The following is a 22,051-nucleotide window of genomic DNA, read 5'->3' as shown; positions in this document are numbered from 1 at the left end:
GGCATGGCAATTGCAGCAACCGTGACAGCTAGAAAGGACCTGTAGTGGAAAAAAACGAGATGGCTAAAGTCGAGCGCTACCTGCGTCAGACCTTTGCGAACCACTCGATCCGCGTCGTCGGTCGGCCCAAGAAGACCGATTCGGCGGAAGTTTACATCGGTGAGGAATTCGTCGGCGTTCTCTTCGTCGACGATGAGGATGGAGACCGATCCTTCAACTTCACCATGGCCATCCTCGATACGGATCTCGAGGACTAGGCGCCTTTTCGCAGCAGACCTTTCCCAAGGTTCTGCTGCTTTTTCTCTGCTGGAACCTCGATGCCGATCTACAGCCTCGACGACACCGCACCGATCCTTCCCGAGCCTGACCGTTTCTGGATCGCTCCCGATGCCCATGTGATCGGCAAGGTCCGTCTGGGACGGGACGTCGGCATCTGGTTCGGGGCCGTGCTGCGGGGCGACAACGAACTGATCGATATCGGCGAGGCCACGAACATCCAGGAAGGCGCTCTGCTTCATACGGATATGGGTGCGCCCCTGACCGTCGGCGCAGGATGCACCATCGGCCACAAGGCCATCCTCCATGGCTGCACCATCGGCGAGAATTCCCTGATCGGCATGGGCGCCACCGTCCTCAACCACGCAAGGATCGGCGCGAATTGCCTGGTAGGAGCCAATGCGCTCGTCACCGAGGGCAAAGAGTTCCCCGACAATTCCCTCATCGTCGGTGCTCCGGCCAAAGCCATCCGGGTGCTTGATGCGGAGGCGGCCGAGCGCCTTCGCTGGTCTGCCGTCCATTATGTGGAAAACTGGAAGCGGTTTGCCCAAAAATTGAGGCGGATCGACTGACCCGCCTGAAGACCTACAGCATCGATCGGTGGGAATGTGAAACCGGCGCCTGAACGCCGGTTTTGTGGTCAGCGGTTCGCGGTGGTGGTCGGCGACGAGACGATGCCGCCCAGCGAAACCCATCCCATCGTGTCCTGGCTCTCGCGCTTGATGTAGACGTAGCCCGTCCGGTGCCAGGGGAGGACCGACGAGGTCTTGTTGTCGAGGACGAAGTCGCCCCGGTTGGTGCGAACCATCAGCACCGCGTGGCCTTCACCCAGCTCGTCGATCACGACCGTCATGCGCATGGCGCGCCGGGGCAGTCCGGCTTCCACGAGCAGGCGGCGCTTGAGAAGCTGAAAATCCTCGCAATCGCCGCGTCCGTCATCGGGGAAGCCCCAGGTGTCGACGACGCCAAAATGGTCGGCGTCCGTCACGGCCTTGATGCTCGAGTTCACGCGCTGATTGACCGAGACGATGGTCTTCCACGCCTGGGGCGTCAGGTCGATCGCATTGGCCTCCGCCGCATCGACGGCGCACTCGGAACGAAACTTCTCGCAGAACTGGGACCAGCCGAGCAGGGGCTTGGCAACGCCGAGGCTTGAGATCGGAGCACTGGAAACCGGCAGCGCCGCTAGGGTCTGAGCCTGTGCTGCGGCGCCTGAAAACAGGAGAGTCAATCCAAGGAGGGCTGCTTTGATGAATGTGCCGGGACCGGCCAACTTCTCATTTGCGCCACAGAAAAGGCCGTTCTTGAAATAATCCTGCCGCATGCCCCACCAGCCGGTTAACGTTCTTTTAACCAAACTGACATGGTTACATTTGGGGCTCAAGCGGAAAGTAAAAGGTGAGTTAACGCGTCGCGCTCAGGCCGGTTCCATTATGGTTAACAAAAAAATTCTACCGGCAAAAACAGACAAGGGCGAGCTTCCGCTGAGGTAAGCTTGGCCATTGCTAAGTTGTTGGTTTTTCTCGACGCAGCCGCCAAATAGGGGTTAGGTCGCAAACGCTCTCAATCTCCGCGGTCCGAAAATTCTTATGAGCCGCCTTACACAAAAGTCTTACATGTCTCCCCAGCCGCCCCGCGTCCGTGAGCCTATCTTCAACCTGCCGACCGTGATCACCCTCAGCCTGCTGACGCTGGTCGGCATTCACGCCGTCCGGCTGCTGTTGTCCGACGAATCGGATTTCGCCTTGATTATCGACTGGTCGGTCATTCCGGTCCGCTGGTCCGTTGCCTTCGGGGGCATCCAGGTCGAGGAGGTCATGAAGTCGCTCCGCGAAGGCGTTCCGGAGGACACGGTCGCGCCGATGACGGCCTTGGCGCAGTACGTCCTCGAGGGCGAGGAGGGCAGGCCCTGGACGGCGTTGTCCTACGCCTTCCTGCATGGCTCCTGGGCGCATGTGCTGATCAACAGCGTTTGGCTTGCGGCTTTCGGAACACCCATCGCCCGCCGTTGCGGCGCGGGACGGTTCCTTGTCCTGTCCGCCGGTGCCGCCATCGGCGGAGCGATTCTCTACGCGGTGATGAATCCCTTGCAGGTGCTGCCGATGATCGGGGCGTCCGGAGCCGTTTCCGGACTCATGGCAGGAGCATCCTGGTTCATGTTCGCGCCAGCTTCGTGGCATTGGGAGGGGCGCCTGACGCAGCCGCATGAGCGGCCCCGCGAAACCCTTGGACATATGGTCCGCAACCGGCAGGTCCTGATCTTCCTCGGGATATGGTTTGCCGCGAACTACGTGTTCGCCTTCGTCCAGCCCCTGGGGATCACCGATGCCAGCATCGCCTGGGAGGCGCACTTGGGCGGCTTCCTCACAGGCTTGGCCCTTTTCCCCCTGATTGACCCGCTCCCAGCCCGGTCCAAGCGCATCTCGGCTTGAAACCGACACCGTTTGCGCGGATCATTCCCTCACTGACGTAGGGTTATCGCCCAAAGTCATGGGGCAGAAACCCGACTCAGCCAGCGGATGCGAGGGCTGACGGTCCTTCCGTTCGCGCAATGGGAGGGAATCAATGATCGTCAATCGCATTCTTTCGCTCAAAGGTCGTGACGTCACGACCATCGATCCGGACCGCTCATTGAGTGAGGCGGCCAAGGTTCTCGCCGAGCGCAGGATAGGTGCCCTTCTCATCGTGGATGGTCATAGGCCCGTCGTGGGCATCATCTCGGAACGCGACATCGTGCGGGCGGTCGCCAACTTGGGCGCCAAGGCCTTGGAGGAGCCCGTCTCCCGATTCATGACAGAGAAGGTGCTGACGTGCACGGGGGAGACCTCCATCCCCGACGTGATGGAGATGATGACCCAGCAGAAATTCCGGCATGTTCCGGTCGTCGAAGGCGGGCGCCTCGTCGGCATCGTCTCCATTGGAGACGTGGTGAAGGAGCGTCTCGAGGAGGTCGAGGCCGAGGCCGAGGCAATCAAGGAGTATATCGCCACGGCCTAGCGCATCGTGCGGACCCAGAGGGCCACGCCAGTGACCCGAAGGGCCGCGTCAGTGAAAAGTGGCCCCGGTTTTACGCGAAGAACGATGCTCTCGATCACCGCGGCTGCGATTCCTGCAGCAACTCGAGGATATCCGGCAGGGCGCGCTCCGTGGCCTGCCGGCCCAGGGCTATGCATTCCTCGGCCCGGTGGAACTCGAACAGCCCCATCTTGGCGAGCTTCGGCGCGACCATGATGTCCGGCGGATCGCCTGCGAGCCGAGAGCGGGCAATGCGGTCCTGGGTGATGTTGAAGGCATCGACCATCACGGTCGCCATTCCCGGCGCATTCGGCTTGTGCTGTTTCTCGCCCCGGTGACCCGGAAAGATGCCCCAGCGCCGCGGGGCCTCCTCGATCACCTCCTCGATCTCCTTCTCGTCGCTCGTTCCGGCATCGTAGGACTGGATGACGGTGCCGCGCACGCGCACCTCGCCGTTGAGGTTGACGCAGATGACGATGTCCGCCCCCAGCGCACGGGCGGCCGTGATCGGGATCGGGTTGACCAGGGCGCCGTCCATGAGCCAGCGCCCGCCGATCAGGACCGGATCGAAGACGCCCGGAAGGGCGTAGGACGCCCGCATGGCTTGAACGAGGGGGCCACGCGTCAACCAGATCTCGTGACCACTCACGAGTTCGGTCGCGATGGTGCAGAACCTGACCGGAAGCGTCTCGACCCTGCGGTCTGTCAGATCCTGGTCGAGCAGACGCTGCAGGCGCCCGCCTGCGATGAGGCCCGCTCCGCTGAAATGGAAATCGAGGAGGCCCATGACGCGCCGCTTGGTCAGGGAGAGGGCAAAGGCCTCCAGTCCGTCGAGCTTGCCGGCTGCATAACAGCCTCCGACGACGGCGCCGATCGAGCAGCCTGCGATGACATCTGGAATGATGCCGGCTTCCTCGAGAACCCGGAGGACGCCGATATGCGACCAGCCCCGCGCCGCGCCTCCGCCCAGAGCTAGCCCGATCCGGGCCCTAGTCCGAGGATCGCGTTCGACAGGCGCCTTGGTCTCCGTCACTCCGCCCCCACCCCCTGAACCGGCGCTGCGCCGGGCAATCCCGTCCCACAACATTGATCGACTCCCAGGCATGCTGTCCCATTCATGCCGGTCTCTCATGAAACCCGCATGAACGCTGCCCTCAAGTTTCAATTAGGACTGGTTCAAGAAAACTGAACAGTGGAGCGCTGAAGTGCCCGATGCGACATTATGATGATGACGAAGGCAAAGACGATCAGCAGGCCCAGCATCGCGCGCAGGCTGAAGATTTCCCCGCCGAAGCCGATCAGAGGCGGCCCGAGCAGAAATCCGCCATAGCCCAGAGTCGCCACCATGGCGACACCCATGCTCGGTGGAATACCCTTCATCTGCCCCGCCGTGCTGAACAGAACAGGCACCGTATTAGCCAAGCCGATGCCCACAAGGGCAAAACCGATGGAGGCGGGCAGGGGAGACGGCAGGACCATCGCTAGGGCAAGGCCGAAGGCCGAGAGCATTCCGCCAAGCTGCAGGGTGCGGACACGGCCGAGGTGGCGCACGGCAAAATCGCCCATGAAACGACAGGCGGTCATGGTGAGCGAGAACGCGGCGAAGCCCGATACGGCAGCCTCCAGGCTCGCGCCGGCCACGGTCTGGAGATAGATCGCCGACCAGTCGACGACGGCGCCCTCGACGATGAAGCAGAACATGGCGAGCATTGCGAGGACGATGGCAGGCCCCCTGGGCCAAGCGAAGCCGTGCCCTTCCGTTGCCCTTACCGTCTCGCCCATGGTCCAGAAGCCTGTCACGAGGAAGAGCAGCCCCATCCCGAAACAGGAGACCAAAAGCGTCGAGACGATCCCGACATCGAGGCTGATGAGAAGGCCGGACGCCGACGCTCCCGCCAGCCCGCCAAGGCTGAAGAAGGCATGGAAGGATGACATGATCGCCGAGCCCCAGGCTTTCTCCACCACCGTGGCATTGGTGTTCATGGCGATGTCCATGGTGCCGTTGCAGGCTCCGGCCACGAGGGCGGCGGCGATGAAAAGAGGCAGGCTCGGGGCAAGGCCGGGCAGGAGCAGCGCGGCGGCGAAGGAAAAGGCCGCGATCAGGGACATCGTCCGGCTTCCCACGAAGGCGACCGCCCAGCCGATCACCGGCATGAGCGCCACGGCGCCGAGGGAGAACGCCAGAAGGCCGAGGCTGAGCTGCCCGTCGGAGAGTCCCAGCGACTCCTTGAACCGAGGCAGTTGCGCTGCCCAGGTTCCGATGCCGAAGCCATTGCCGAAGAAGATGGCGCTTGCCGCCACCCGCGCGAGGAGAAGGTCACGTCGTGTCATCGGGCGTTCCTAACGCGGACGCCCGCAATGTGCACTCGTTTCATAGAGGACGGCAGCCCAGCATTTCGGCAGGGCTGCCGGAGCATCGGACCCAAAAGTGAATTTCATTCTAGGGATTTATCTGATGCCCATTAGAGCGATGCATCGGGCCGAACAGGAGATCAGCAGCAACGATGCGCCACAATCAATCGATGACGAGGCGGGGCTCGCCGCCGGAGGTCTCGACCTTCCGATAGAAGCAGGAACGGCGGCCCGTGTGGCAGCAGCCGCCGTCGCCGGCGACCTTGACCTTGAGGAGCACGGCATCCTGATCGCAATCGACGCGCATTTCCAGGACCGTCTGAATCTGCCCGCTGGTCGCGCCCTTGTGCCAGAGTTCTCCTCGGGAGCGGGACCAGTACCAAGCCTCGCCGGTCTCCAGGGTTCTCGCCAGGGCCTGCGCGTTCATGTGCGCGACCATGAGGATCTCGCCCGTTGCCGCATCCGTCGTGATGCAGGTGATCAGTCCGTCCGCCCCGAACCGGGGGGACAGAAAAGCCCCTTCCTCGAGCTCGGCTTTCGAGCCCGGGGCCGGAAACGAATGAGATGACGTGCTCATGAAGGGATTCAGCCCCTGCCGTTGCGTACCAGGGTGAGGAAGCGCACCTGCTCGGCCGGATCTTTCTTGAAGACACCCGTGAACTGGGTCGTCAATGTCATGGCACCGGCCTTCTGGATGCCGCGCATGGACATGCACATGTGCTCGGCCTCGATCATGACCGCCACGCCGCGCGGCTCGATCGCCTTGACCATGGCCGTTGCGATCTGTGACGTCATGGATTCCTGCGTCTGAAGGCGCCGTGCATAGGCGTCCACGAGGCGGGCGAGCTTGGAGAGGCCGACCACGCCCTTGGTCGGATAATAAGCCACGTGCGCCACGCCGTAGAACGGCACCATGTGGTGCTCGCAATGGGAGTAGAAGGGAATGTCGCGCACGAGCACGATGTCGTCGTAGCCTTCGACCTCGCTGAAGATCTTATCGAGAATCTCGGATGGATCTTCGGCATAACCCGAATAGAATTCCCGGAAGGCCTTGGCCACGCGCTTGGGGGTATCCTGGAGGCCTTCGCGGTTCGGGTCATCGCCTGCCCAACGGAGCAGGGTTCGAACCGCCGCCTCGGCCTCTTCTCGAGTCGGGGACGCAACAGGCTTGTCGGCCGCTGGATTCAATCGTGCAGACAAGGACTTGATGACGTCACTCACTCCGAAAGCCCCTTCTCAACTCTTCATTTATAGAAGCTTGGCAGCTTCCGGAATCGCTATGCTGTCCCGCGCACGGGCATTTGAACCCCTGTGCGGGTTTTCGCGGTACCACGTTGTGTATTAGATACTTATATAGAGTTAAAGGGTATATTCCCAACCGTAATGTCACATCCGTTATGTTGAACGACATCTACAGCCGTCGCATTCTCGAGCTTGCCGCCGATATTCCGCATCTGGGACGCCTGCCCGACGCCGACGGATCCGCGACCGCCCGCTCCAAGCTTTGCGGCTCTATGGTAACTGTCGACGTAAAGCTTGACGGGGAGGTGGTAACGGCCTTCGCCCACGATGTTAAGGCTTGTGCCCTGGGCCAGGCTTCCTCCTCGATCATGGGGCGTCATGTGGTCGGCGCGACGGTCGAGGAGTTGCGTGACGTTCGTGAGACGGCAACGCGCCTGCTCAAGGCTGACGGCGTTGCGCCCGAAGGCAAGTGGCAGGACCTGAAGGTTCTGGAACCCCTGCGGGATTACAAGGCCCGTCATGCCTCCATTCTGCTCACTTTCGACGCCGTCGTGGAGGCCATCGATCAGATCGAGGCGCGCCGCGCCGCGAGCTCGGGATAAATGCCGAGCCCCGTTCAGAAGGCCGCCCATTGGGCCATTCGAGGCTACCAGCTGAGCCTGTCCGGCCTCATCGGCCGCCAGTGCCGCCATCTGCCTTCCTGCTCCGAATACATGGACGAGGCGATCCAGCGGCACGGCTTCTGGCCGGGGGGCTGGATGGGATTGGCTCGGATCTGCCGCTGCGGGCCGTTCGGGACCTGCGGGCTCGATATCGTCCCTGAAACGTTGCCCGAGGGCGCGGCCTGGTATAAGCCGTGGGACTATGGTCGCTGGCGGGGCGTCAACGCTCCCCCGATCATCTGCGAGGCAGCCGAACCTGACGGCGGCTGATTTCGCCATTCATCCAGCAAACCGTCGGCCCCGCTTACCTGCTCCGTTGGCAGGAGTGAGCCAGGAGAAGATTTGACATGATCACCCTGACATTTCCCGATGGCGCGCAGCGCCAGTACGAATCCGGCATCACCGGCCGCGAGATCGTGGAAGGCATCGCCAAGTCGCTGGCCAAGCGCACAATCGCCATGGCGCTCGACGACACGGTCACTGATCTCGCCGATCCGATCACCAAGGATGCCAAGATCGAATTCCTCAACCGCGAGGACCCGCGCGCTCTGGAACTGATCCGGCATGATTGCGCCCACGTGCTCGCGGAAGCCGTGCAGGAGCTTTTTCCGGGTACGCAGGTCACCATCGGACCCGTGATCGAGAACGGCTTCTATTACGACTTCGCCCGCAACGAGCCCTTCACCCCTGAGGATTTCCCGACGATAGAAGCGAAGATGCGCGAGATCATCGCGCGCGATAAGCCTTTCACGAAGGAAGTGTGGAGCCGCGACAAGGCCAAGCAGGTTTTTGCCGCAAAAGGTGAGGCCTACAAGGTCGAACTCGTCGATGCGATTCCGGAAGGTCAGGATCTCAAGATCTACTCCCAGGGCGACTGGTTCGACCTGTGTCGCGGCCCGCACATGACCTCCACGGGCAAGATCGGCAATGCCTTCAAGCTCATGAAGGTGGCGGGCGCCTATTGGCGCGGCGACTCGAACAACGCGATGCTGACCCGCATCTACGCGACCGCCTGGGCGAGCCAAGAGGAACTCGACACCTATATCCGCCAGCTTGAGGAAGCCGAGAAGCGGGACCACCGTCGCCTGGGCCGCGAGATGGACCTGTTTCACTTCCAGGAGGAGGGACCGGGCGTCGTCTTCTGGCACCCGAAGGGCTGGACGGTGTTCCAGGAATTGATCTCGTACATGCGCCGGCGCTTGAAGGGCACATACCAAGAGGTCAACGCACCGCAGATCCTCGACAAGGCTCTGTGGGAGACGTCCGGTCACTGGGGCTGGTACCGCGAGAACATGTTCGCGACCCAGACCGAGGACGATCGCGTCTTTGCGATCAAGCCGATGAACTGCCCAGGCCATGTGCAGATCTTCAAGCACGGCCTGAAGTCTTACCGCGACCTGCCGCTGCGCCTCGCAGAGTTCGGCAACGTGCACCGTTACGAACCGTCGGGCGCACTGCACGGGTTGATGCGCGTGCGCGGCTTCACGCAGGACGATGCGCATATCTTCTGCACCGAGGAACAGTTGGCTGCCGAGTGCCTGAAGATCAACGACCTCATCCTCTCCACTTACGCCGATTTCGGCTTCGAGGAGATTGTCGTGAAACTCTCGACACGGCCCGAGAAGCGTGTCGGCACGGACGAGATGTGGGACCACGCGGAGGACGTGATGACCCGCGTCCTGAAGCAGATCGAGGAGCAGTCGGGCGGGCGGATCAAGACCGCGATCAACCCGGGCGAGGGCGCGTTCTACGGGCCGAAGTTCGAGTATGTGCTGCGCGATGCCATCGGCCGCGACTGGCAGTGCGGCACCACGCAGGTGGACTTCAACCTGCCGGAGCGGTTCGGCGCGTTCTACGTCGACCATGACGGCCAGAAGAAGACGCCCGTCATGGTGCACCGCGCGATCTGCGGCTCGATGGAGCGGTTCACCGGCATCCTGATCGAGCACTTCGCCGGCCACTTCCCGCTCTGGCTCGCGCCGGTGCAGGCGGTGGTGGCCACCATCACCTCCGAGGGCGATGAATATGCCATGGAAGTGGTGCGTGCCGCCGAGGCCGCCGGTCTGCGCGTCGAGGCGGATCTGCGCAACGAGAAGATCAACTACAAGGTCCGCGAGCACTCGCTGGTGAAGGTGCCGGTGCTTCTGGTGGTGGGCCGCAAGGAGGCAGCCGAACGAACAGTCTCCATCCGCCGCCTCGGCAGCCCCGAGCAGAAGACCATGACCCTCGAGGAGGCCCTGAAGGCGCTTGCGGCCGAGGCCGTGACCCCGGATCTGAAACGTGCGGCAAAGGCCGTATCGGGGCCGGAAGGGCATGTGACCCTCGACGGCCATCACGTGATCGAGCGGACGATAGCGTAAAAGTTCTTTGAACGAGTGAAAGCGACGCTTTTACAGCAAAGCGCCGCTTTCGTTGAACGAACCTCATCCTGAGGAGGTCGCGGAGCGACCGTCTCGAAGGAGGATCTAGTGCTCTCTTGAACCTCCTTCGAGACGCAGCCTGTCGGCTGCTCCTCAGGATGAGGGCAGAGTTGAATATGCGGCCTCAGCTCGTCTGCCGCTGGCGGTCACCCGGTGCTGTGCCGGCCTTCGCTCCCGCCGTGCCGACGCCGGGATTGCCCGTGGCTGCGCCTGCATCGCCGGCTTCCGTGCCGGTGACATGCGTTCCCTGACGCTGTCCGACGCGCAGGTTGTTCTGCACATGGGTCACGCCCGAGACGGATTCCGCGACATCTTCGGCCCGGCGCCTCTCGTTGCGATCGCGGACCGTCCCGGTGAGGGTCACCTCCCGGTTCTGGACCTGCACGTCGATCTCGGAGGCATCGATCATCGCATCGTCCGTCAGACGCTCGTTGATGTCCTCGCGGATGCGTTCATCCGAGCGTTGATAGCTCTTCGGGCCACGGCCCTGGTGCTCACCCCGGCGAACCTCGCCTCGGCTTGCAGTGGCGTCGTTGCCGAAGCGCGTGTTGCCGGGACCCATGCCGTAGTTGCTGTGATCCCGCCGTTCGTTCACGAGGCTCCAGGTACGCTCGCGATCCTGCATGCGACGATCGTCCTCGCTGCTGTCGTCGCCGGGACGAGCGCGCTCGCCGGTGATCGTGGAGGCGCCATAGCGCTTCGGATGATAGCCCCGGCCGGCGGAGCCGCGGCCGGCATATTCGTCGCCGTAGCTTTGATACCCATCACCGCCGAAGCCGCCGCGCATGCGGGCATTGCGGGCACCTTCCTCACCCGGATAGCCGAAGCTGCCGAAGGCGGCGCGCACGTCATCCTCCTCGCGGAAGCGGAACTGTCCGCGGCTGGCGCCTGAGCGATCATCGCCCCTGCTGCCAGCCTGCTCGTGGTAGTCGTGCGGGCGATGGCGCCGGTCGTCATCCTCGTTGCGCATCCGCCTTTCCAGCTCACGCCGCTCGTCGCCGGTCAGGCGGGCCTGTCCGCCGCCGCGGGTCTGGTCGGCGCGTGCGGTCGTGGGAGTGCCGGTCCGGTCGGGCTCGGATGGTGTGGAGATGCGATGCAAGGCGCGGGAGGCCTCTTCCTCGCTGTCGGTCGCCAGATCCCCGAGCGCCACGATGCCGACAAGGTGCTTATCGTGATCCACCACGGGAAGGCGGCGGATCTGATGGTCGCTCATCAGCTGGACGATATGGTTCACGTCATCGTCGTCGAAGCACCACCACACATTATCGGACATGATGTCCCGCACTCGGGTCGTGTCGGGTGCCAGGCCGGCCGCCGTGGCCCGGACCGTAATGTCCCGGTCCGTCACCATGCCGCGCAGCCGCCGTCCATCGCAGACGGGCAGGACGCCGACATTCATTTCATCCATGAGACGTGCCGCTTCCTGGATGGTCTTGTCAGGACTCACCACGCGCACGTTGCGGGTCATGATCTCTTCGACTTTCATGAGCTTCCTCTCCTGCAAGGTCACGCCTTGGGAGTTCGAGCTCATGCGCGGCGCGACCGGTATTGGCCTTCGGTCAATGCGGCGCGGGCGGAAAGGTTCAGGGTTTAGCGGGTGGCGAGAACCTCGATGTCCCGGTCGAGACCGCTCTCGATCTTGAACTCGCGGGTATGAACCTTGCCCTCATGGCGTGCGATCAGGACGTATTCGCCCTCCGCCAGCGTCACGGAGGGAAAGGCGCCGATCGCCTCGCGGATCACGTCGCCGCCGGGGGTGAGCACGCTGAAGGCCGTGCCGGCAAAAGCCTCGCCGCCGGCCGAGGCGACGAGCTTGAGGGTAACAGTCGCCGCACGGTGGTTGAGGGTCGCTTCCGTGACCCGGCCGGATTCCACCTTCAAGTCGCTGCGCATGATGGCATTGGCATCGCCATAGGTGGAGACGACATGATAGGTGCCCTCTGGCAGACGCAGCATGTCGTTCGCCTTGGCATCGGCGATCACGAGCCTTCCTTCCGAGTTCTGAGCTTCAGGCACATAGACCGAGAAGGCGAGGCGGTTCGCCGGGATGGGGCTCCCGCCGACGGCCCCTTTAAGCTGAAGGGCGCCCGCATTGATCACCAGGCGCTCGTTGAGATTGCCGCGCTGAATGCTGATCCGCTTCGAAGCGCTTGCGAACCCATACGCCACATGAATGATGTAGTTGCCCGGAGAGAGGGTGAAGCTCGGCGCAGGAGAGCTGGATCGCGCAGCGATGACAGGCTGTGCCGTGTCGCCGCGATCTTCGTAGATCCGCCAGACCAAGCCCGAGCGGATGGGTTCATTGCTTCCGGCGAAGGCTGCTCCGGCGTTCAGCGTCACCTGACCGATGGAGATCAAAGGCGGATTCTGCGACATGGACGGCACGGCGGGAGTTTGGGCCGGGGCCATAGACGCAGCCACAAGAGCCAGCAGACCTGGAAGCGAAAACAGCAGTTTCGAAAATCGGGTCATCAGCTGAAGGAAAACTCTCTTATTGTAACGGGGAGGCAATGGCCGTCCGGATCGGCTCGTCTTCGCCTTTCACCAATCCAGAGGCCGCGGCAACCAGGTTTTCAAAGGACATCGGACGGAAATGGAATTCGACGCGGTGACGCCCCGGTCCGATTTCGACGCCGCGGAACAGGAGATTGGCGCGCAGAATCGGGCGGCGCTCGCCATCGACCCAGGCCTCCCAGCCCGGGTAATGGATGTCGTGGAGCACGAGGATGCCGTTCTCGCTGCTCTCGACCTCGAGCGTGACCGAGTTCCTCTGATAGCTGACGATCCGCGCCTCGCCTTTGGCCTTGCTCTGGTCGGAGCCTGCCGGAGTGTAGTGAGCCTTGAGCAGGCGAACGCTCTCCTGATCCACCAGGGCTTCCGTTTCGCGATTGAACTCGGGCAACTCGTCCTGGTCGAGTACGGCTTCGGAATCCACGGGGCTCACGTGCTGCGCCACATAGGCCCTCGGACCGGAGGCGTTCAGGCGGTAGATCCACATGCGTCCGGTGCCATAGACGACCTCGGCATCCGTCAGACGCGGGAAATGGCGGGGCAGCTTGTCGGCGGGACGGTCGAGAACGATGTAGTCGAGTCCGAGCAGGCTCGCGAGCTCGCATTCATAGCCGCGGAAGCTGGTCGGGAAACGGCGCAGGTTGGGATCCTCCGCGTTCTCGCCTGGGCCGATGGCGCGCTCGTAATCGGCGAGCCGCAGCGGATTGTAGCCGATGATATCCTCGATCCCGAGCACCATGGAGGCATTCTGCCAGGCGCCCTTGAGCCCCAGGATCTCGACACGGGGATACTCGCCCCGGGCGTTCCGCTCGGCGAGTTCCCGCTTGAGGATCTGCAGACCCTGCAACTGCTCGGGAGGCAGCTGGGTGAACACCGTATAGCGCTCGGCCGGCTCCGCATTGAGGGCGGAGGCCGCATGACGGCCGATCAGCTCCGCGCCCGTCAGGGTCACCAGCACGAGCGCCATGGCCTCACGCCAGCGCGGGCCGGCGCCCATCTTCGCGATCACCAGCATGGCAACGGCAGCCGCCGCGAGGCTTACACCGATCTCGGTGAGGGCCAGGGAGACATGCCCACCCTTGACGGCAAAGGAGAGGGCGCTGGCGATGGCCGCGACCACGACGCCCAAGGCGAGCAGGGGTTGGAACATGCGAATGTGCCTGAGCGAGGCGCGGCCCCAGGTCGGAAGCCCCTCCACGGTATATCGATGCACCAGGTAACCTCCGGCGAAAGCCAGGGCGATGTTGATGAGAAAACTGGCGTCCGCCGGCCTGCGGTAGAGATTCACGCCCGGCACGTGATCGAAGATGAACTCGAAGCCAGGGGTGTAGCGCCCGAGCGCGTAGAGTAGGGCGACGATGCCGACCAGGAGGAAGAACCGGAACTCGCGGGCGAAGAGCCGCCCGCCTGCGATGCCATGCCAGATCAGGAAGAGGGCCGGGATCGTGCCGATGAACAGGTAGTTCGTGGCTCTGTCCGTCCAGGTCCCCTCCGCAAGGCTGTGCCAGTCGGGGCCCCAGTAATCATAGGTCCAGCGCAGGGAGCCGAAGACGTTCCCGAAGAGGATCGTCGCCAAGCTCTCTGGAGGCAGGGACCCCATGGCGGCCACGCCGAAGCCGAAGGAAGGGCGCGTCGAGGTTGCCAGGAACTGCATCGTCAGGACGACCGGAACGGCCAGAAGCGCGGCACCGATCAATCCCATGGAGAGCAGAAGCCCCAGGCGTGACCCGAGATAGGAGAGGGAATGAGGAGCGGTCCAGACCCGGTGGACAGCGACCGCGACAAGCGTCAGGGCACTCAGGAAGGCCACCTGATCCCGGCCGATCACCATCATGACGGCGCTCAGCGCGAACAGCACGCCGTAGCGGTAGGAGCGACGGTCCAGCGCCTCTTCGAGGAGCCAGAAGGCCAGGGGGAAGAACCCGTAGCTGAAGATCATGCCCGTATGCTGGAGCCGCGCCGTGGCGGACCCGCCGAGCATGAAGATGAGGGCCGCCACCACGGCTCCGGCCGGATGCCACCCGCGCCGGCGAAACAACGGCACGAAGGCCAGGGCGCCGGGCAGGAAATGGGCGAAGACCACCACGTCGAAGAGCTGCATGGAAGGCTCCGGAGCGAGCCATCCGAACAGCAGCATGGTGGGGGTGAACAGGAGGGACTGGGGATCCGCCGCCGAGGGGTGGCCGCCGAAATGGTAAGGGTTCCAGAGGGGGAGTTCCCCATGGGCCAGGGCGGTGCCTAAGTAACGCAGGGTCGGGTAGAACTGGTTCTTCGAGTCCCACGGAACGACCGTTCCGGTCAGGGGCCAGATGGCGGCGGCAATTGCCCAGGCACTCAGGATGAGAGCCAGGGCGATGAGCGTCTCTCGCCCCGACCAAGCGGCTGGGGAAGGATGAGGATCGTCTCCGAAAAAGGATCTCTGCATTGCTTTTAAGCGGCGTCTCGCCTATCCACCTCATCCCACGGCATCATGCTCGGCCTGCGTTGGCATGCCGTTAGGATCGCCAGGGTTGAAACCTGCTTGGCGTACGACCGTACTCCCCCTATACATCCGCTGCTGTTTCTTTTGTGGCAGCGGCCAGCCTTTGGAACGCCCGCGCTTCCTCAAGCGCAGCAAGACGGCGATACGATGGCAGGCCAGGACCTGCCGTGCTCGCAGCCTTTGAGCATCCACTTCATTGTTCCACATTATCCAAGCCGGATGAAGACCCCATGAATGAAAGCCTTTCCCGCCTTCTTCAGCGTCGTTCCGTCCCTCCGCGCTGGCTGGGCGAACCGGGGCCGAGCCAACAGGAGATCGAGACCCTGCTGCGAGCCGCCTCCCGGGTGCCGGATCATGGCAAGCTGGCTCCCTGGCGCTTCATCCTGATCCAAGGCGAGGGACGTCAGCGCCTGGGAGAGGTGCTGGCGTCGGCCTTTCAGGCGGACAATCCCGATGCCGGTGCAGACAAGGTGGCTGCCGAGCGGGAGCGCTTCGCCAATGCCCCTCTGGTGGTTGCGGTGGTGTCCCGGGTGGTGCCGCATGTGAAGATCCCGGACTGGGAGCAGGTTCTCTCCGCGGGCGCCGTTTGCATGAACCTCCTCAATGCGGCGACGGCCCTGGGCTATGGCGCTTCCTGGCTGAGCGGCTGGGCCGCCTTCGACCGGCGGGTGCTCGACGCCCTGGGTTTGAAGCCCGAAGAGCGGATCGCAGGCTTCGTCCATATCGGCACGGCCAAGGAAACGCCGACCGACCGGGACCGGCCCAGCCTCGACGACATCGTGACGCGGTTCTGAGTTCGTCGTTCGTCGCATCTCCTGCGGCGAACAGGGGTCCACTTCGCCGGGAAATGCTCCACCATGTTCTACGAAACCTCCACCAACGCCCATGGTCTGCCGCACGACCCGTTCAAGGCGATCGTCACGCCGCGCCCCATCGGCTGGATCACCGCCATGAGCGCGAAGGGGGAGATGAACCTCTCGCCCTATTCGTTCTTCAATGCGATCTCCGAGCGCCCGCCCATGGTGGCTTTCTCCTCGGCGGGCAAGAAGGATGCGCTGTCCTTCATCGAGGAAACGGGGGAGTTCGTCTGCAATCTGGCCACCTACGACTTAAGGGAGCAGATGAACGCCACCTCGGCAGTTCTGCCGCGGGGAGAGAGCGAGATGGAGCATGCAGGCCTGAAGGCTGCGCCTTCCCGAATGGTCAAGCCGCCGCGTGTGGCCGAAACCCCGGCGGCACTCGAATGCAAATGGCTCCAGACGGTGCCGCTCAACCCCCTCGGCGGCGGCGACCCGTCCTACTACCTCGTGATCGGCCAAGTGGTGGGGATCCACATCGACGACCGGTACATCGTGAACGGCCTCGTCGACACCGCCGCCATGCGCCCCATCGCCCGATCCGGCTACCGCGACTATTTCGTGGCGACCCCGGAAACGAAGTTTTCGATCACGCGACCGGGCGGCTGAGACGCCTGAGCGCCACAATCTTCGATGATGAGATTGGTTGGAAGCATAGAAAACGGCCCACGATGGTCTCCATCGCGGGCCGCTTCGATTTTAGGTTTCGATCGTCATCCAAGCTTAGATGACGAAGAAGTCCTTGTAGGTCATGGCGAGCTTCTTGGAGAGTTGGGCGATCTCAATCGCCTTGCCCTTGCCCGAACCATCGGCGTCATAGGACAGCACGCCCGTCTTGTCATTGTAGATGACGTAGTCGTTCTTGTCCTTGGCCTTGTCTCCAATCGTAAAGAAGGACTTGCTCAGCTGCTTGGGATTGGTGGGCGTACCTGAGCCAAGCTTTGTGAAGATGGCGTTGTCCAGATAGATGCTGTCGTCCTTGACCGAGAAGTCCTTGATCGTGTCGAAGTTCACCTTGCGGTCCGTGCTCGACGTGCCGAGCTTCGAGTCGAAGACGAAGGCGTCTTTGCCCTTGCCGCCGGTCAGCGTGTCGTTGCCGAGGCCGCCAGCAAGCTTGTCGTTGCCGAGGCCGCCGTTGAACACGTCTTTTCCGGCGCCGCCACTGATCACGTCCGAGGTGGCAGTTCCGGTGACATTCTCGCTCGTGTCGTCCGTCACGCCAATGTTGAAACTCTCTTCATAGGTCGTGCCTGCCGAATCCTTCACCTGAACCCTGACGGTGTGCGAGGTGGCCTGCTCGTAATTGAGAGCATAGTCATTCGCAACCTTCAGCTCGTTCGTTGCCGAATCGAAGCTGAACCGCCCACCGGCATTATCAAGCAGCGTGAAGGTGAGAGCGTCACCATCGACGTCAAAGCCCGTGAGCTTGCCGACCGAGGTTCCAGCTTTCGAGTTCTCGATCAGCTGGCCACCCGACAGGGCGATGTCCCATGGAGTATCATTGACCGCCTTGATAGTGACGTTGACCACCTGCTCGACACTGCCACCATTGCCATCCGAGACGACGATGGTGAAGGTGTCGGTGCCGTTCACGTTGGCAGCCGGCTTATACGTGAACGTGCCGCCTGCCTGATCGAAAGTCACAGTGCCCTTCTGCGGCTTTGCCGTATCCTTGACCGAGTAGGTCAGGTTATCGCCGTTCGGGTCAGTGGCGCCGATCTCCTGAACGAGTTCAGCATCCTCGTTCGTGGTGACATCCCGGCTCTCAGGTGCTGCCGGAGGAGCATCGATGATGTCGATGGCAGCATCCATGGATGCAATGATCTTGGTGACGCCAAAGAACTTTCCACCTTCGAGACCAGCCCGACTCGCAAGCATCTTGCCAGCCAAGTCCGTTACGAATGCATCGTCATTCAGACGATCTGCGGCTTGCTTCAGAATGATCGTGTAAGAATCAGCTGCGAGAGCCGCGGCGCGTGCCTTGACTTCAGGAAGATCGCTCTGGGACCATGCATCGATCAACTGTTGCCGATGCTGATTAACCAGACCGACCGTCGCCTTAAGAGCGGCCGTCATCTCGACGGCGGTTGTTGCAGCGTCAAGTTCGGTAATGAGTTCGAACTTGGCGTACTCCACATCGATCTGACGCTCGACAGCCGTCTTAACGTCAGCCACATCGGCGTAGTCGCCGAAAAGATTTTTGATCTCGAGAATACCAAGACCGATAGCCTGCTCACGACCTTGATCGTCAGGAAGATCATCCAGCTTTGCCAGGTGATCTGCATCAAGCAAAGTCGAGGGATGGCCTTTGATGGCAGCCAAGGCTTCCTGCCAAGTGTCGGCTGCGTTGAATTCTTCGACCATCGCGTCGTCAATGGCTTCATCTGCAGCGATAAGCGCATTAGCGATCTTGACGACACCGAAGAACTTACCTCCCCTATGAGGAGGTCTGCAGCGGACGAGCCGCTGATGCTCTCGCTTGTGACGTTGTCCACGCCGATAATGAAGGTCTCGGTGTAGGATGCCTGGGATGCGTCAGTGATCCGGATTGTGACGGTATGTGCGGTCGCCTGCTCGTAGTCGAGCCTGACCCCGTCCTGAACAACCAGCTGGCCGTTGCTGATTGCAAAGCGCTCGCCTGCATTGTCAACCAAGGAAAAGGTGAGGGTGTCGCCATCGACGTCGAGGCCGGTGAGGGTGCCCACGACCGTCCCGGCCTGGGCGTTCTCCTCCACGCGCGTATTCGACAGCAAGATTTCGCGCGGCGCATCGTTTACTGTACCGACCTTGATGGTGAAAGTCTGCGGCTGACTCGTGCCGCCGTTCCCGTCCAGGACGCGATACTGAAAAGTGATGTCCCCTCTGAAGTCGACCGCCGGCTCATAGCTGAAGGTACCGTCCTCATGGAAGGTCAAGCCGTCGACCGGCTGCACCAGAACGTAGGTCAGGCTATCTCCATCTACATCCGTACCGGCAGGAACCTGTCCGGCAATGGTGGTGTCCTCCGCACCCGAAACGCTGTTGCCGTCTACGGCGGCTACAGAAGTGTCGTTGCGTCCGCTGATCGTGACGGTGATGGTCCTTGTCGCAGTCCCATCGAGGGATTCGACGAGCAGTATATGCTGAACCTGCTGGTCTTGTTTGAGAGACTGCGCATCGCTGTTCAACTTAAAATTCCACTGGCCGGTGGTGCTGTTGAAAGTGAATGCTCCATATTGCTTCTGCAGATCGCCTGCTGCGACAAGCTTGAAGTTGTTTTCTCCCCAGTCACCGTCCTCGATAATGAGGCCAGCGCCGATGCTCTCCTGGCCGTCCTCGCTCACGAAGCCTGAATCTGTCCCGGAGATGACCGCGTCATGCGTGGCATCAATGGCTTCATCCGCCGCATCGAGCGCGGCGATGAAAGTGTCGATATCGAAAAACGGGCCGTTCTGACGGGCTGCCAGAAGCCTGGCCGCCAATTCCGACTGATAAGGCACATTGTCGAGACGCGAGCTGATCTCATTCAGGATGCGTGTGTAGACCTCGCCATCCAGCTCCGCTGCACGGGCAACTGCATCGGGATCGCCGCTGGCGGACCACTGGGCGATCAGGTCCTGGCGGTGCTGACTCAGAACTGCGATATGGTGGCTAAGGACAGTTGCCATCGAGATGGCATCATCAGCACCGTTGATCGCCAGAAGGGCAGAAAACCTGCCATGCTCGATGTCGAGCTGCTTCTCGACGGCTGCCTTGATCTGGTCCACCGAGGTGAAATCTCCGAACAAGGTTCGGAACTCGGCGAGACCTGAGCCGACAGCATGCTCATGAATACCGTCATCGGGAAGAGCGTTGAGCTTAGCAAGGTGATCGTTATCGAGCAGGGCCGATGCATTGTCCTTGACCGCAGCAAGCATTGCTTCCCAGTCCGCAGCTGCATTGAAGGAGGTGACGACACCGTCGGAGTCAATCGCCCTGGCGGCGTTATCGATGGCTGCAATGAGAATCCCGATTTCATCAAAGGGTCCGTTTTCTTCACGGGCCGCCAACATTTCCTCCCCCAAAGCTTCCAGGTAGTTCCCATTGTTGAGATGCGAGACGAGATTTCTCAGAACGAGTGTATAGGCATCAGCGTCAAGTTGGGCCGCATGTGCCTTGATGACCGGATCATCATTCGAGGACCATTCCTGAATGAGGCTTTGACGATCGTCGTGGAGTCTTTGCGCCTGCTCGAAGGCCAGCCGCATATCGTCCACGGTGTTCGCGTTGCCGATAGCAACGACAAACTCGTGCTTTGCATGCTCGACATCGATCTGTCGCCCAGCGACGGCTTTGATTTCGTCTATAGATGTGAAGCTTCCGAACAGGGTCTTGATCTCGATGACACCGAGGCCGATGGCCTGCTCGAGGTCTCCGTCATCCGGCAGGAAATTGAGTTTACTGAGACGCGCCGCATCCAGAAGGGCCGAGGTGTTGCCCTTGATGGCAGCTAAAGCCTCATGCCAAGTCGTTGCATCGTTGAAGGCAGCAACAATCGCGTCCGACATCCTCGATACCTCATGCTTATTGGCGTAGCAGCGACACGTGGAGCTGCTCATGCGTTTTGACCAGCCGCGCGTTGTTAAAGCGGCTGTTAAAACGGCACATGACGGCGATTAGAGGTTTGCCTCCTGTGGCTGTCCACTGCCTGTTTAAAGGGGCAAGGCAGTATTGATCTCGTGCGACAGGCTTATTGCTTCTCAGATTCAGTGAAATCTGAAGGAGAGATGTGGATTGTTGCCGCTTATGGTTGAATTATTACTTTTACCATCTCAGCAGTTGTCCTGCGCCGAGCGATGCTCTTGTTGAAATCCTTCGAAGATTGTCATCAATGCTTGCCGGTACGCTTCAGCAGGCGTTCGGCACGGAGCAGATGCGGGCGGTCCAGCATTTCGCCATTAACCCCAACGACACCAGCTCCTGGATTTGCGGCAAAGGCCGCGATCACCGCCTGTGCCTGTTCGATTGCCTGCTGCGATGGGGTGAAGGCATCATTGATGACAGGCACCTGTGCCGGATGGATCGCCATCTTGGCCACGAAGCCGTCGCGTAGCGCCTTGCGGCATTCGGCTTCCAAGCCTGCCATGTCGCGGAAGCTGGTGAAGACTGAGTCCACGGCATCGACGCTCGCAGCCGCCGCGCCCAGCAGGGTGAGCGAACGTGCCAGGCGGTACGGATCCGTATAAGCTCCATCGTCATCCCGATTTGCCTGGGCTCCCAGATCTGCCGATAGATCCTCGCCGCCCCAAGTCATGCCCATGAGCCGGTGGCTCACGCCGGCGAAGGTGCCCAATGCGAATACGCCAGCCGCATTCTCCGTGGCGATGGCCAGGATGCGAGTGGCTCCATCCTCGAGACCGAACTCCGCCTCGCGGACGGCGAGCTTCGCGCCCAGATGCGCCACATCCGCACCACCGACCGTCTTGGGCAGCACGATCCCGTCAGGGCCGATCCGCATCACGCCGTCGAGATCCGCATCGATCAGGCCCGTGTTCAATCCGTTGACGCGCACAAACAGACGGGGGCGCTCGGCTCTCGCGCGGTGATCGGAGAGAAACTCCGCCGTGACGCGACGCGCCTCGTCCTTCGCGGACAGGGCCACCGAATCCTCAAGGTCGATGAGGAGGACATCGGCTCCTGACGTCAGGCCCTTCTCAAGTTTTTTGGGGCTGTCACCCGGCACGAAGAGCAGGGAGCGCATCAGGCACTCCTCTTGCGCATGAATGCCTGACGGCGGCACTCGGCAACGAGCGTGCCGTCCTGCTTGTAGGCCCGATGGATGAACTCCACGATTCCCGCATCCGAACGCGACTTGGATTCGCGCTTCGCAACGATCTCGGTGGTGGCGTTGATCGTATCACCTTCGAAAAGGGGGGCGGGAAATTTCACATCCGTCATGCCGAGGTTGGCAATGGTGGTGCCAACCGTCGTGTCATTGACGGAGATGCCGATGAGAAGCCCCAGGGTGAATAGCGAATTCATGAGCGGCTTGCCCCATTCCGTCTCGGTGGCGCAGAAATGCGCATCGATATGGAGCGGCTGCGGGTTCAGGGTCATGTTGGAGAACAGCATGTTGTCCATCTGCGTCACCGTCCGGGTCAGACGGTGATTGATGGTGGCGCCGACGGTGAAATCCTCAAAGTAGAGTCCGCCGCGCGGATGCCTGTTCTCATCGTTCATGACGTTACCTCGCATTGTTGATCGGCATGTTGGACC

Annotated in this window: 21 protein-coding genes; 9 read left to right on the top strand and 12 right to left on the bottom strand. The window is 61.9% G+C overall.

The annotated features are described in order from the left end of the window. Window positions 1–59 precede the first annotated feature (59 nt). Together ILT44_RS09415 and ILT44_RS09410 are read left to right on the top strand one after the other, a co-directional pair. Complete coding sequence (locus ILT44_RS09415) at window positions 60–257, top strand: DUF3126 family protein (protein ID WP_201752112.1); 198 nt, start codon at window positions 60–62, stop codon at window positions 255–257. 60 nt (window positions 258–317) lie between these two features. Then, window positions 318–848, top strand: a complete 531-nt coding sequence (locus ILT44_RS09410; RefSeq protein ID WP_204239306.1) for a gamma carbonic anhydrase family protein — start codon at window positions 318–320, stop codon at window positions 846–848. A gap of 68 nt (window positions 849–916) precedes the next feature. Here ILT44_RS09410 and ILT44_RS09405 read toward each other — a convergent pair whose 3' ends face one another. Then, window positions 917–1,600, bottom strand: coding sequence for a transglutaminase-like cysteine peptidase (locus ILT44_RS09405; RefSeq protein WP_204239305.1), 684 nt, complete (start codon window positions 1,598–1,600; stop codon window positions 917–919). A 292-nt stretch (window positions 1,601–1,892) separates the two neighbouring features. Between ILT44_RS09405 and ILT44_RS09400 the strand changes: the two genes are divergently transcribed. Next, complete coding sequence (locus ILT44_RS09400; RefSeq protein ID WP_204239304.1) at window positions 1,893–2,708, top strand: rhomboid family intramembrane serine protease; 816 nt, start codon at window positions 1,893–1,895, stop codon at window positions 2,706–2,708. Between the two features lie 133 nt (window positions 2,709–2,841). Further along, the gene (locus ILT44_RS09395; RefSeq protein ID WP_204239303.1) at window positions 2,842–3,273 is read left to right on the top strand and encodes a CBS domain-containing protein; all 432 of its coding nucleotides are present in this window, start codon (window positions 2,842–2,844) and stop codon (window positions 3,271–3,273) included. 94 nt (window positions 3,274–3,367) lie between these two features. Here the strand turns inward: ILT44_RS09395 and ILT44_RS09390 are convergent, their stop codons facing one another. From ILT44_RS09390 to folE, 4 genes are all read right to left on the bottom strand, one after another. Then, a complete protein-coding gene (locus ILT44_RS09390; RefSeq protein ID WP_204239302.1) occupies window positions 3,368–4,378 on the bottom strand; it encodes a patatin-like phospholipase family protein in 1,011 nt (336 codons plus the stop codon). An 89-nt stretch (window positions 4,379–4,467) separates the two neighbouring features. After that, complete coding sequence (locus tag ILT44_RS09385) at window positions 4,468–5,622, bottom strand: MFS transporter (RefSeq protein WP_204239301.1); 1,155 nt, start codon at window positions 5,620–5,622, stop codon at window positions 4,468–4,470. Window positions 5,623–5,806: 184 nt separating this feature from the next. Continuing rightward, on the bottom strand, window positions 5,807–6,220 hold the full coding sequence (gene hisI / locus ILT44_RS09380) for a phosphoribosyl-AMP cyclohydrolase (protein ID WP_204239300.1): 414 nt from the start codon (window positions 6,218–6,220) through the stop codon (window positions 5,807–5,809). A gap of 8 nt (window positions 6,221–6,228) precedes the next feature. Next, complete coding sequence (gene folE / locus ILT44_RS09375; protein WP_307826388.1) at window positions 6,229–6,864, bottom strand: GTP cyclohydrolase I FolE; 636 nt, start codon at window positions 6,862–6,864, stop codon at window positions 6,229–6,231. Between the two features lie 176 nt (window positions 6,865–7,040). Between folE and ILT44_RS09370 the strand changes: the two genes are divergently transcribed. From ILT44_RS09370 to thrS, 3 genes are all read left to right on the top strand, one after another. Beyond that, window positions 7,041–7,487 (top strand): iron-sulfur cluster assembly scaffold protein, encoded by a 447-nt coding sequence (locus ILT44_RS09370; RefSeq protein ID WP_204239299.1) that lies wholly within the window; start codon window positions 7,041–7,043, stop codon window positions 7,485–7,487. After that, complete coding sequence (yidD, locus tag ILT44_RS09365) at window positions 7,488–7,817, top strand: membrane protein insertion efficiency factor YidD (RefSeq protein ID WP_204239298.1); 330 nt, start codon at window positions 7,488–7,490, stop codon at window positions 7,815–7,817. A 77-nt stretch (window positions 7,818–7,894) separates the two neighbouring features. After that, the gene (gene thrS, locus ILT44_RS09360; protein ID WP_204239297.1) at window positions 7,895–9,907 is read left to right on the top strand and encodes a threonine--tRNA ligase; all 2,013 of its coding nucleotides are present in this window, start codon (window positions 7,895–7,897) and stop codon (window positions 9,905–9,907) included. A 184-nt stretch (window positions 9,908–10,091) separates the two neighbouring features. Here the strand turns inward: thrS and ILT44_RS09355 are convergent, their stop codons facing one another. The 3 genes from ILT44_RS09355 to ILT44_RS09345 all read right to left on the bottom strand — a co-directional run bounded on the left by ILT44_RS09355 (window position 10,092) and on the right by ILT44_RS09345 (window position 14,903). After that, window positions 10,092–11,453: a CBS domain-containing protein gene (locus ILT44_RS09355; protein ID WP_204239296.1), complete on the bottom strand. Its 1,362-nt coding sequence runs from the start codon at window positions 11,451–11,453 to the stop codon at window positions 10,092–10,094. 104 nt (window positions 11,454–11,557) lie between these two features. After that, complete coding sequence (locus ILT44_RS09350; protein WP_204239295.1) at window positions 11,558–12,439, bottom strand: RgsD C-terminal domain-containing protein; 882 nt, start codon at window positions 12,437–12,439, stop codon at window positions 11,558–11,560. Between the two features lie 19 nt (window positions 12,440–12,458). Then, window positions 12,459–14,903, bottom strand: a complete 2,445-nt coding sequence (locus ILT44_RS09345) for a putative glycosyltransferase family protein (RefSeq protein WP_204239294.1) — start codon at window positions 14,901–14,903, stop codon at window positions 12,459–12,461. 287 nt (window positions 14,904–15,190) lie between these two features. On the opposite strand from ILT44_RS09345, the gene ILT44_RS09340 reads away from it, so the two are divergent. After that, window positions 15,191–15,754, top strand: coding sequence for a nitroreductase family protein (locus tag ILT44_RS09340; RefSeq protein WP_204239293.1), 564 nt, complete (start codon window positions 15,191–15,193; stop codon window positions 15,752–15,754). A gap of 63 nt (window positions 15,755–15,817) precedes the next feature. Further along, window positions 15,818–16,426, top strand: a complete 609-nt coding sequence (locus tag ILT44_RS09335) for a flavin reductase family protein (RefSeq protein WP_204239292.1) — start codon at window positions 15,818–15,820, stop codon at window positions 16,424–16,426. A gap of 114 nt (window positions 16,427–16,540) precedes the next feature. Here the strand turns inward: ILT44_RS09335 and ILT44_RS31610 are convergent, their stop codons facing one another. From ILT44_RS31610 to ILT44_RS09315, 4 genes are all read right to left on the bottom strand, one after another. After that, entirely contained in the window at window positions 16,541–17,992 is a 1,452-nt protein-coding gene (locus ILT44_RS31610) for an Ig-like domain-containing protein (RefSeq protein WP_307826387.1), read from the bottom strand. After that, complete coding sequence (locus ILT44_RS09325) at window positions 17,890–20,343, bottom strand: cadherin-like domain-containing protein (RefSeq protein WP_204239291.1); 2,454 nt, start codon at window positions 20,341–20,343, stop codon at window positions 17,890–17,892. The genes ILT44_RS31610 and ILT44_RS09325 overlap by 103 nt, the downstream gene beginning before the upstream one ends. Window positions 20,344–20,663: 320 nt before the next feature. Beyond that, complete coding sequence (locus ILT44_RS09320) at window positions 20,664–21,536, bottom strand: HpcH/HpaI aldolase/citrate lyase family protein (protein WP_204239290.1); 873 nt, start codon at window positions 21,534–21,536, stop codon at window positions 20,664–20,666. After that, the gene (locus tag ILT44_RS09315; protein WP_204239289.1) at window positions 21,536–22,015 is read right to left on the bottom strand and encodes a MaoC family dehydratase; all 480 of its coding nucleotides are present in this window, start codon (window positions 22,013–22,015) and stop codon (window positions 21,536–21,538) included. Before ILT44_RS09315 ends, ILT44_RS09320 begins: the two co-directional genes overlap by 1 nt. Window positions 22,016–22,051 lie beyond the last annotated feature (36 nt).

It is taken from the genome of Microvirga arvi (assembly GCF_016892765.1).
Classification (GTDB): Bacteria; Pseudomonadota; Alphaproteobacteria; order Rhizobiales; family Beijerinckiaceae; genus Microvirga; species Microvirga arvi.
Note: the sequence above shows the minus strand (reverse complement) of the source record. Positions and strands in the feature narration are given on the sequence as shown.

What these genes read in the sequence shown, in the direction of transcription:
- ILT44_RS09415 (WP_201752112.1), top strand. Translation starts at nt 60, where the DNA reads ATGGCTAAAGTCGAGCGCTACCTGCGTCAGACCTTTGCGAACCACTCG.
- ILT44_RS09410 (WP_204239306.1), top strand. Translation starts at nt 318, where the DNA reads ATGCCGATCTACAGCCTCGACGACACCGCACCGATCCTTCCCGAGCCT.
- ILT44_RS09405 (WP_204239305.1), bottom strand. Translation starts at nt 1,600, where the DNA reads ATGCGGCAGGATTATTTCAAGAACGGCCTTTTCTGTGGCGCAAATGAG.
- ILT44_RS09400 (WP_204239304.1), top strand. Translation starts at nt 1,893, where the DNA reads ATGTCTCCCCAGCCGCCCCGCGTCCGTGAGCCTATCTTCAACCTGCCG.
- ILT44_RS09395 (WP_204239303.1), top strand. Translation starts at nt 2,842, where the DNA reads ATGATCGTCAATCGCATTCTTTCGCTCAAAGGTCGTGACGTCACGACC.
- ILT44_RS09390 (WP_204239302.1), bottom strand. Translation starts at nt 4,378, where the DNA reads ATGTTGTGGGACGGGATTGCCCGGCGCAGCGCCGGTTCAGGGGGTGGG.
- ILT44_RS09385 (WP_204239301.1), bottom strand. Translation starts at nt 5,622, where the DNA reads ATGACACGACGTGACCTTCTCCTCGCGCGGGTGGCGGCAAGCGCCATC.
- hisI (WP_204239300.1), bottom strand. Translation starts at nt 6,220, where the DNA reads ATGAGCACGTCATCTCATTCGTTTCCGGCCCCGGGCTCGAAAGCCGAG.
- ILT44_RS09370 (WP_204239299.1), top strand. Translation starts at nt 7,041, where the DNA reads ATGTTGAACGACATCTACAGCCGTCGCATTCTCGAGCTTGCCGCCGAT.
- yidD (WP_204239298.1), top strand. Translation starts at nt 7,488, where the DNA reads ATGCCGAGCCCCGTTCAGAAGGCCGCCCATTGGGCCATTCGAGGCTAC.
- thrS (WP_204239297.1), top strand. Translation starts at nt 7,895, where the DNA reads ATGATCACCCTGACATTTCCCGATGGCGCGCAGCGCCAGTACGAATCC.
- ILT44_RS09355 (WP_204239296.1), bottom strand. Translation starts at nt 11,453, where the DNA reads ATGAAAGTCGAAGAGATCATGACCCGCAACGTGCGCGTGGTGAGTCCT.
- ILT44_RS09350 (WP_204239295.1), bottom strand. Translation starts at nt 12,439, where the DNA reads ATGACCCGATTTTCGAAACTGCTGTTTTCGCTTCCAGGTCTGCTGGCT.
- ILT44_RS09345 (WP_204239294.1), bottom strand. Translation starts at nt 14,903, where the DNA reads ATGCAGAGATCCTTTTTCGGAGACGATCCTCATCCTTCCCCAGCCGCT.
- ILT44_RS09340 (WP_204239293.1), top strand. Translation starts at nt 15,191, where the DNA reads ATGAATGAAAGCCTTTCCCGCCTTCTTCAGCGTCGTTCCGTCCCTCCG.
- ILT44_RS09335 (WP_204239292.1), top strand. Translation starts at nt 15,818, where the DNA reads ATGTTCTACGAAACCTCCACCAACGCCCATGGTCTGCCGCACGACCCG.
- ILT44_RS09325 (WP_204239291.1), bottom strand. Translation starts at nt 20,343, where the DNA reads ATGTCGGACGCGATTGTTGCTGCCTTCAACGATGCAACGACTTGGCAT.
- ILT44_RS09320 (WP_204239290.1), bottom strand. Translation starts at nt 21,536, where the DNA reads ATGCGCTCCCTGCTCTTCGTGCCGGGTGACAGCCCCAAAAAACTTGAG.
- ILT44_RS09315 (WP_204239289.1), bottom strand. Translation starts at nt 22,015, where the DNA reads ATGAACGATGAGAACAGGCATCCGCGCGGCGGACTCTACTTTGAGGAT.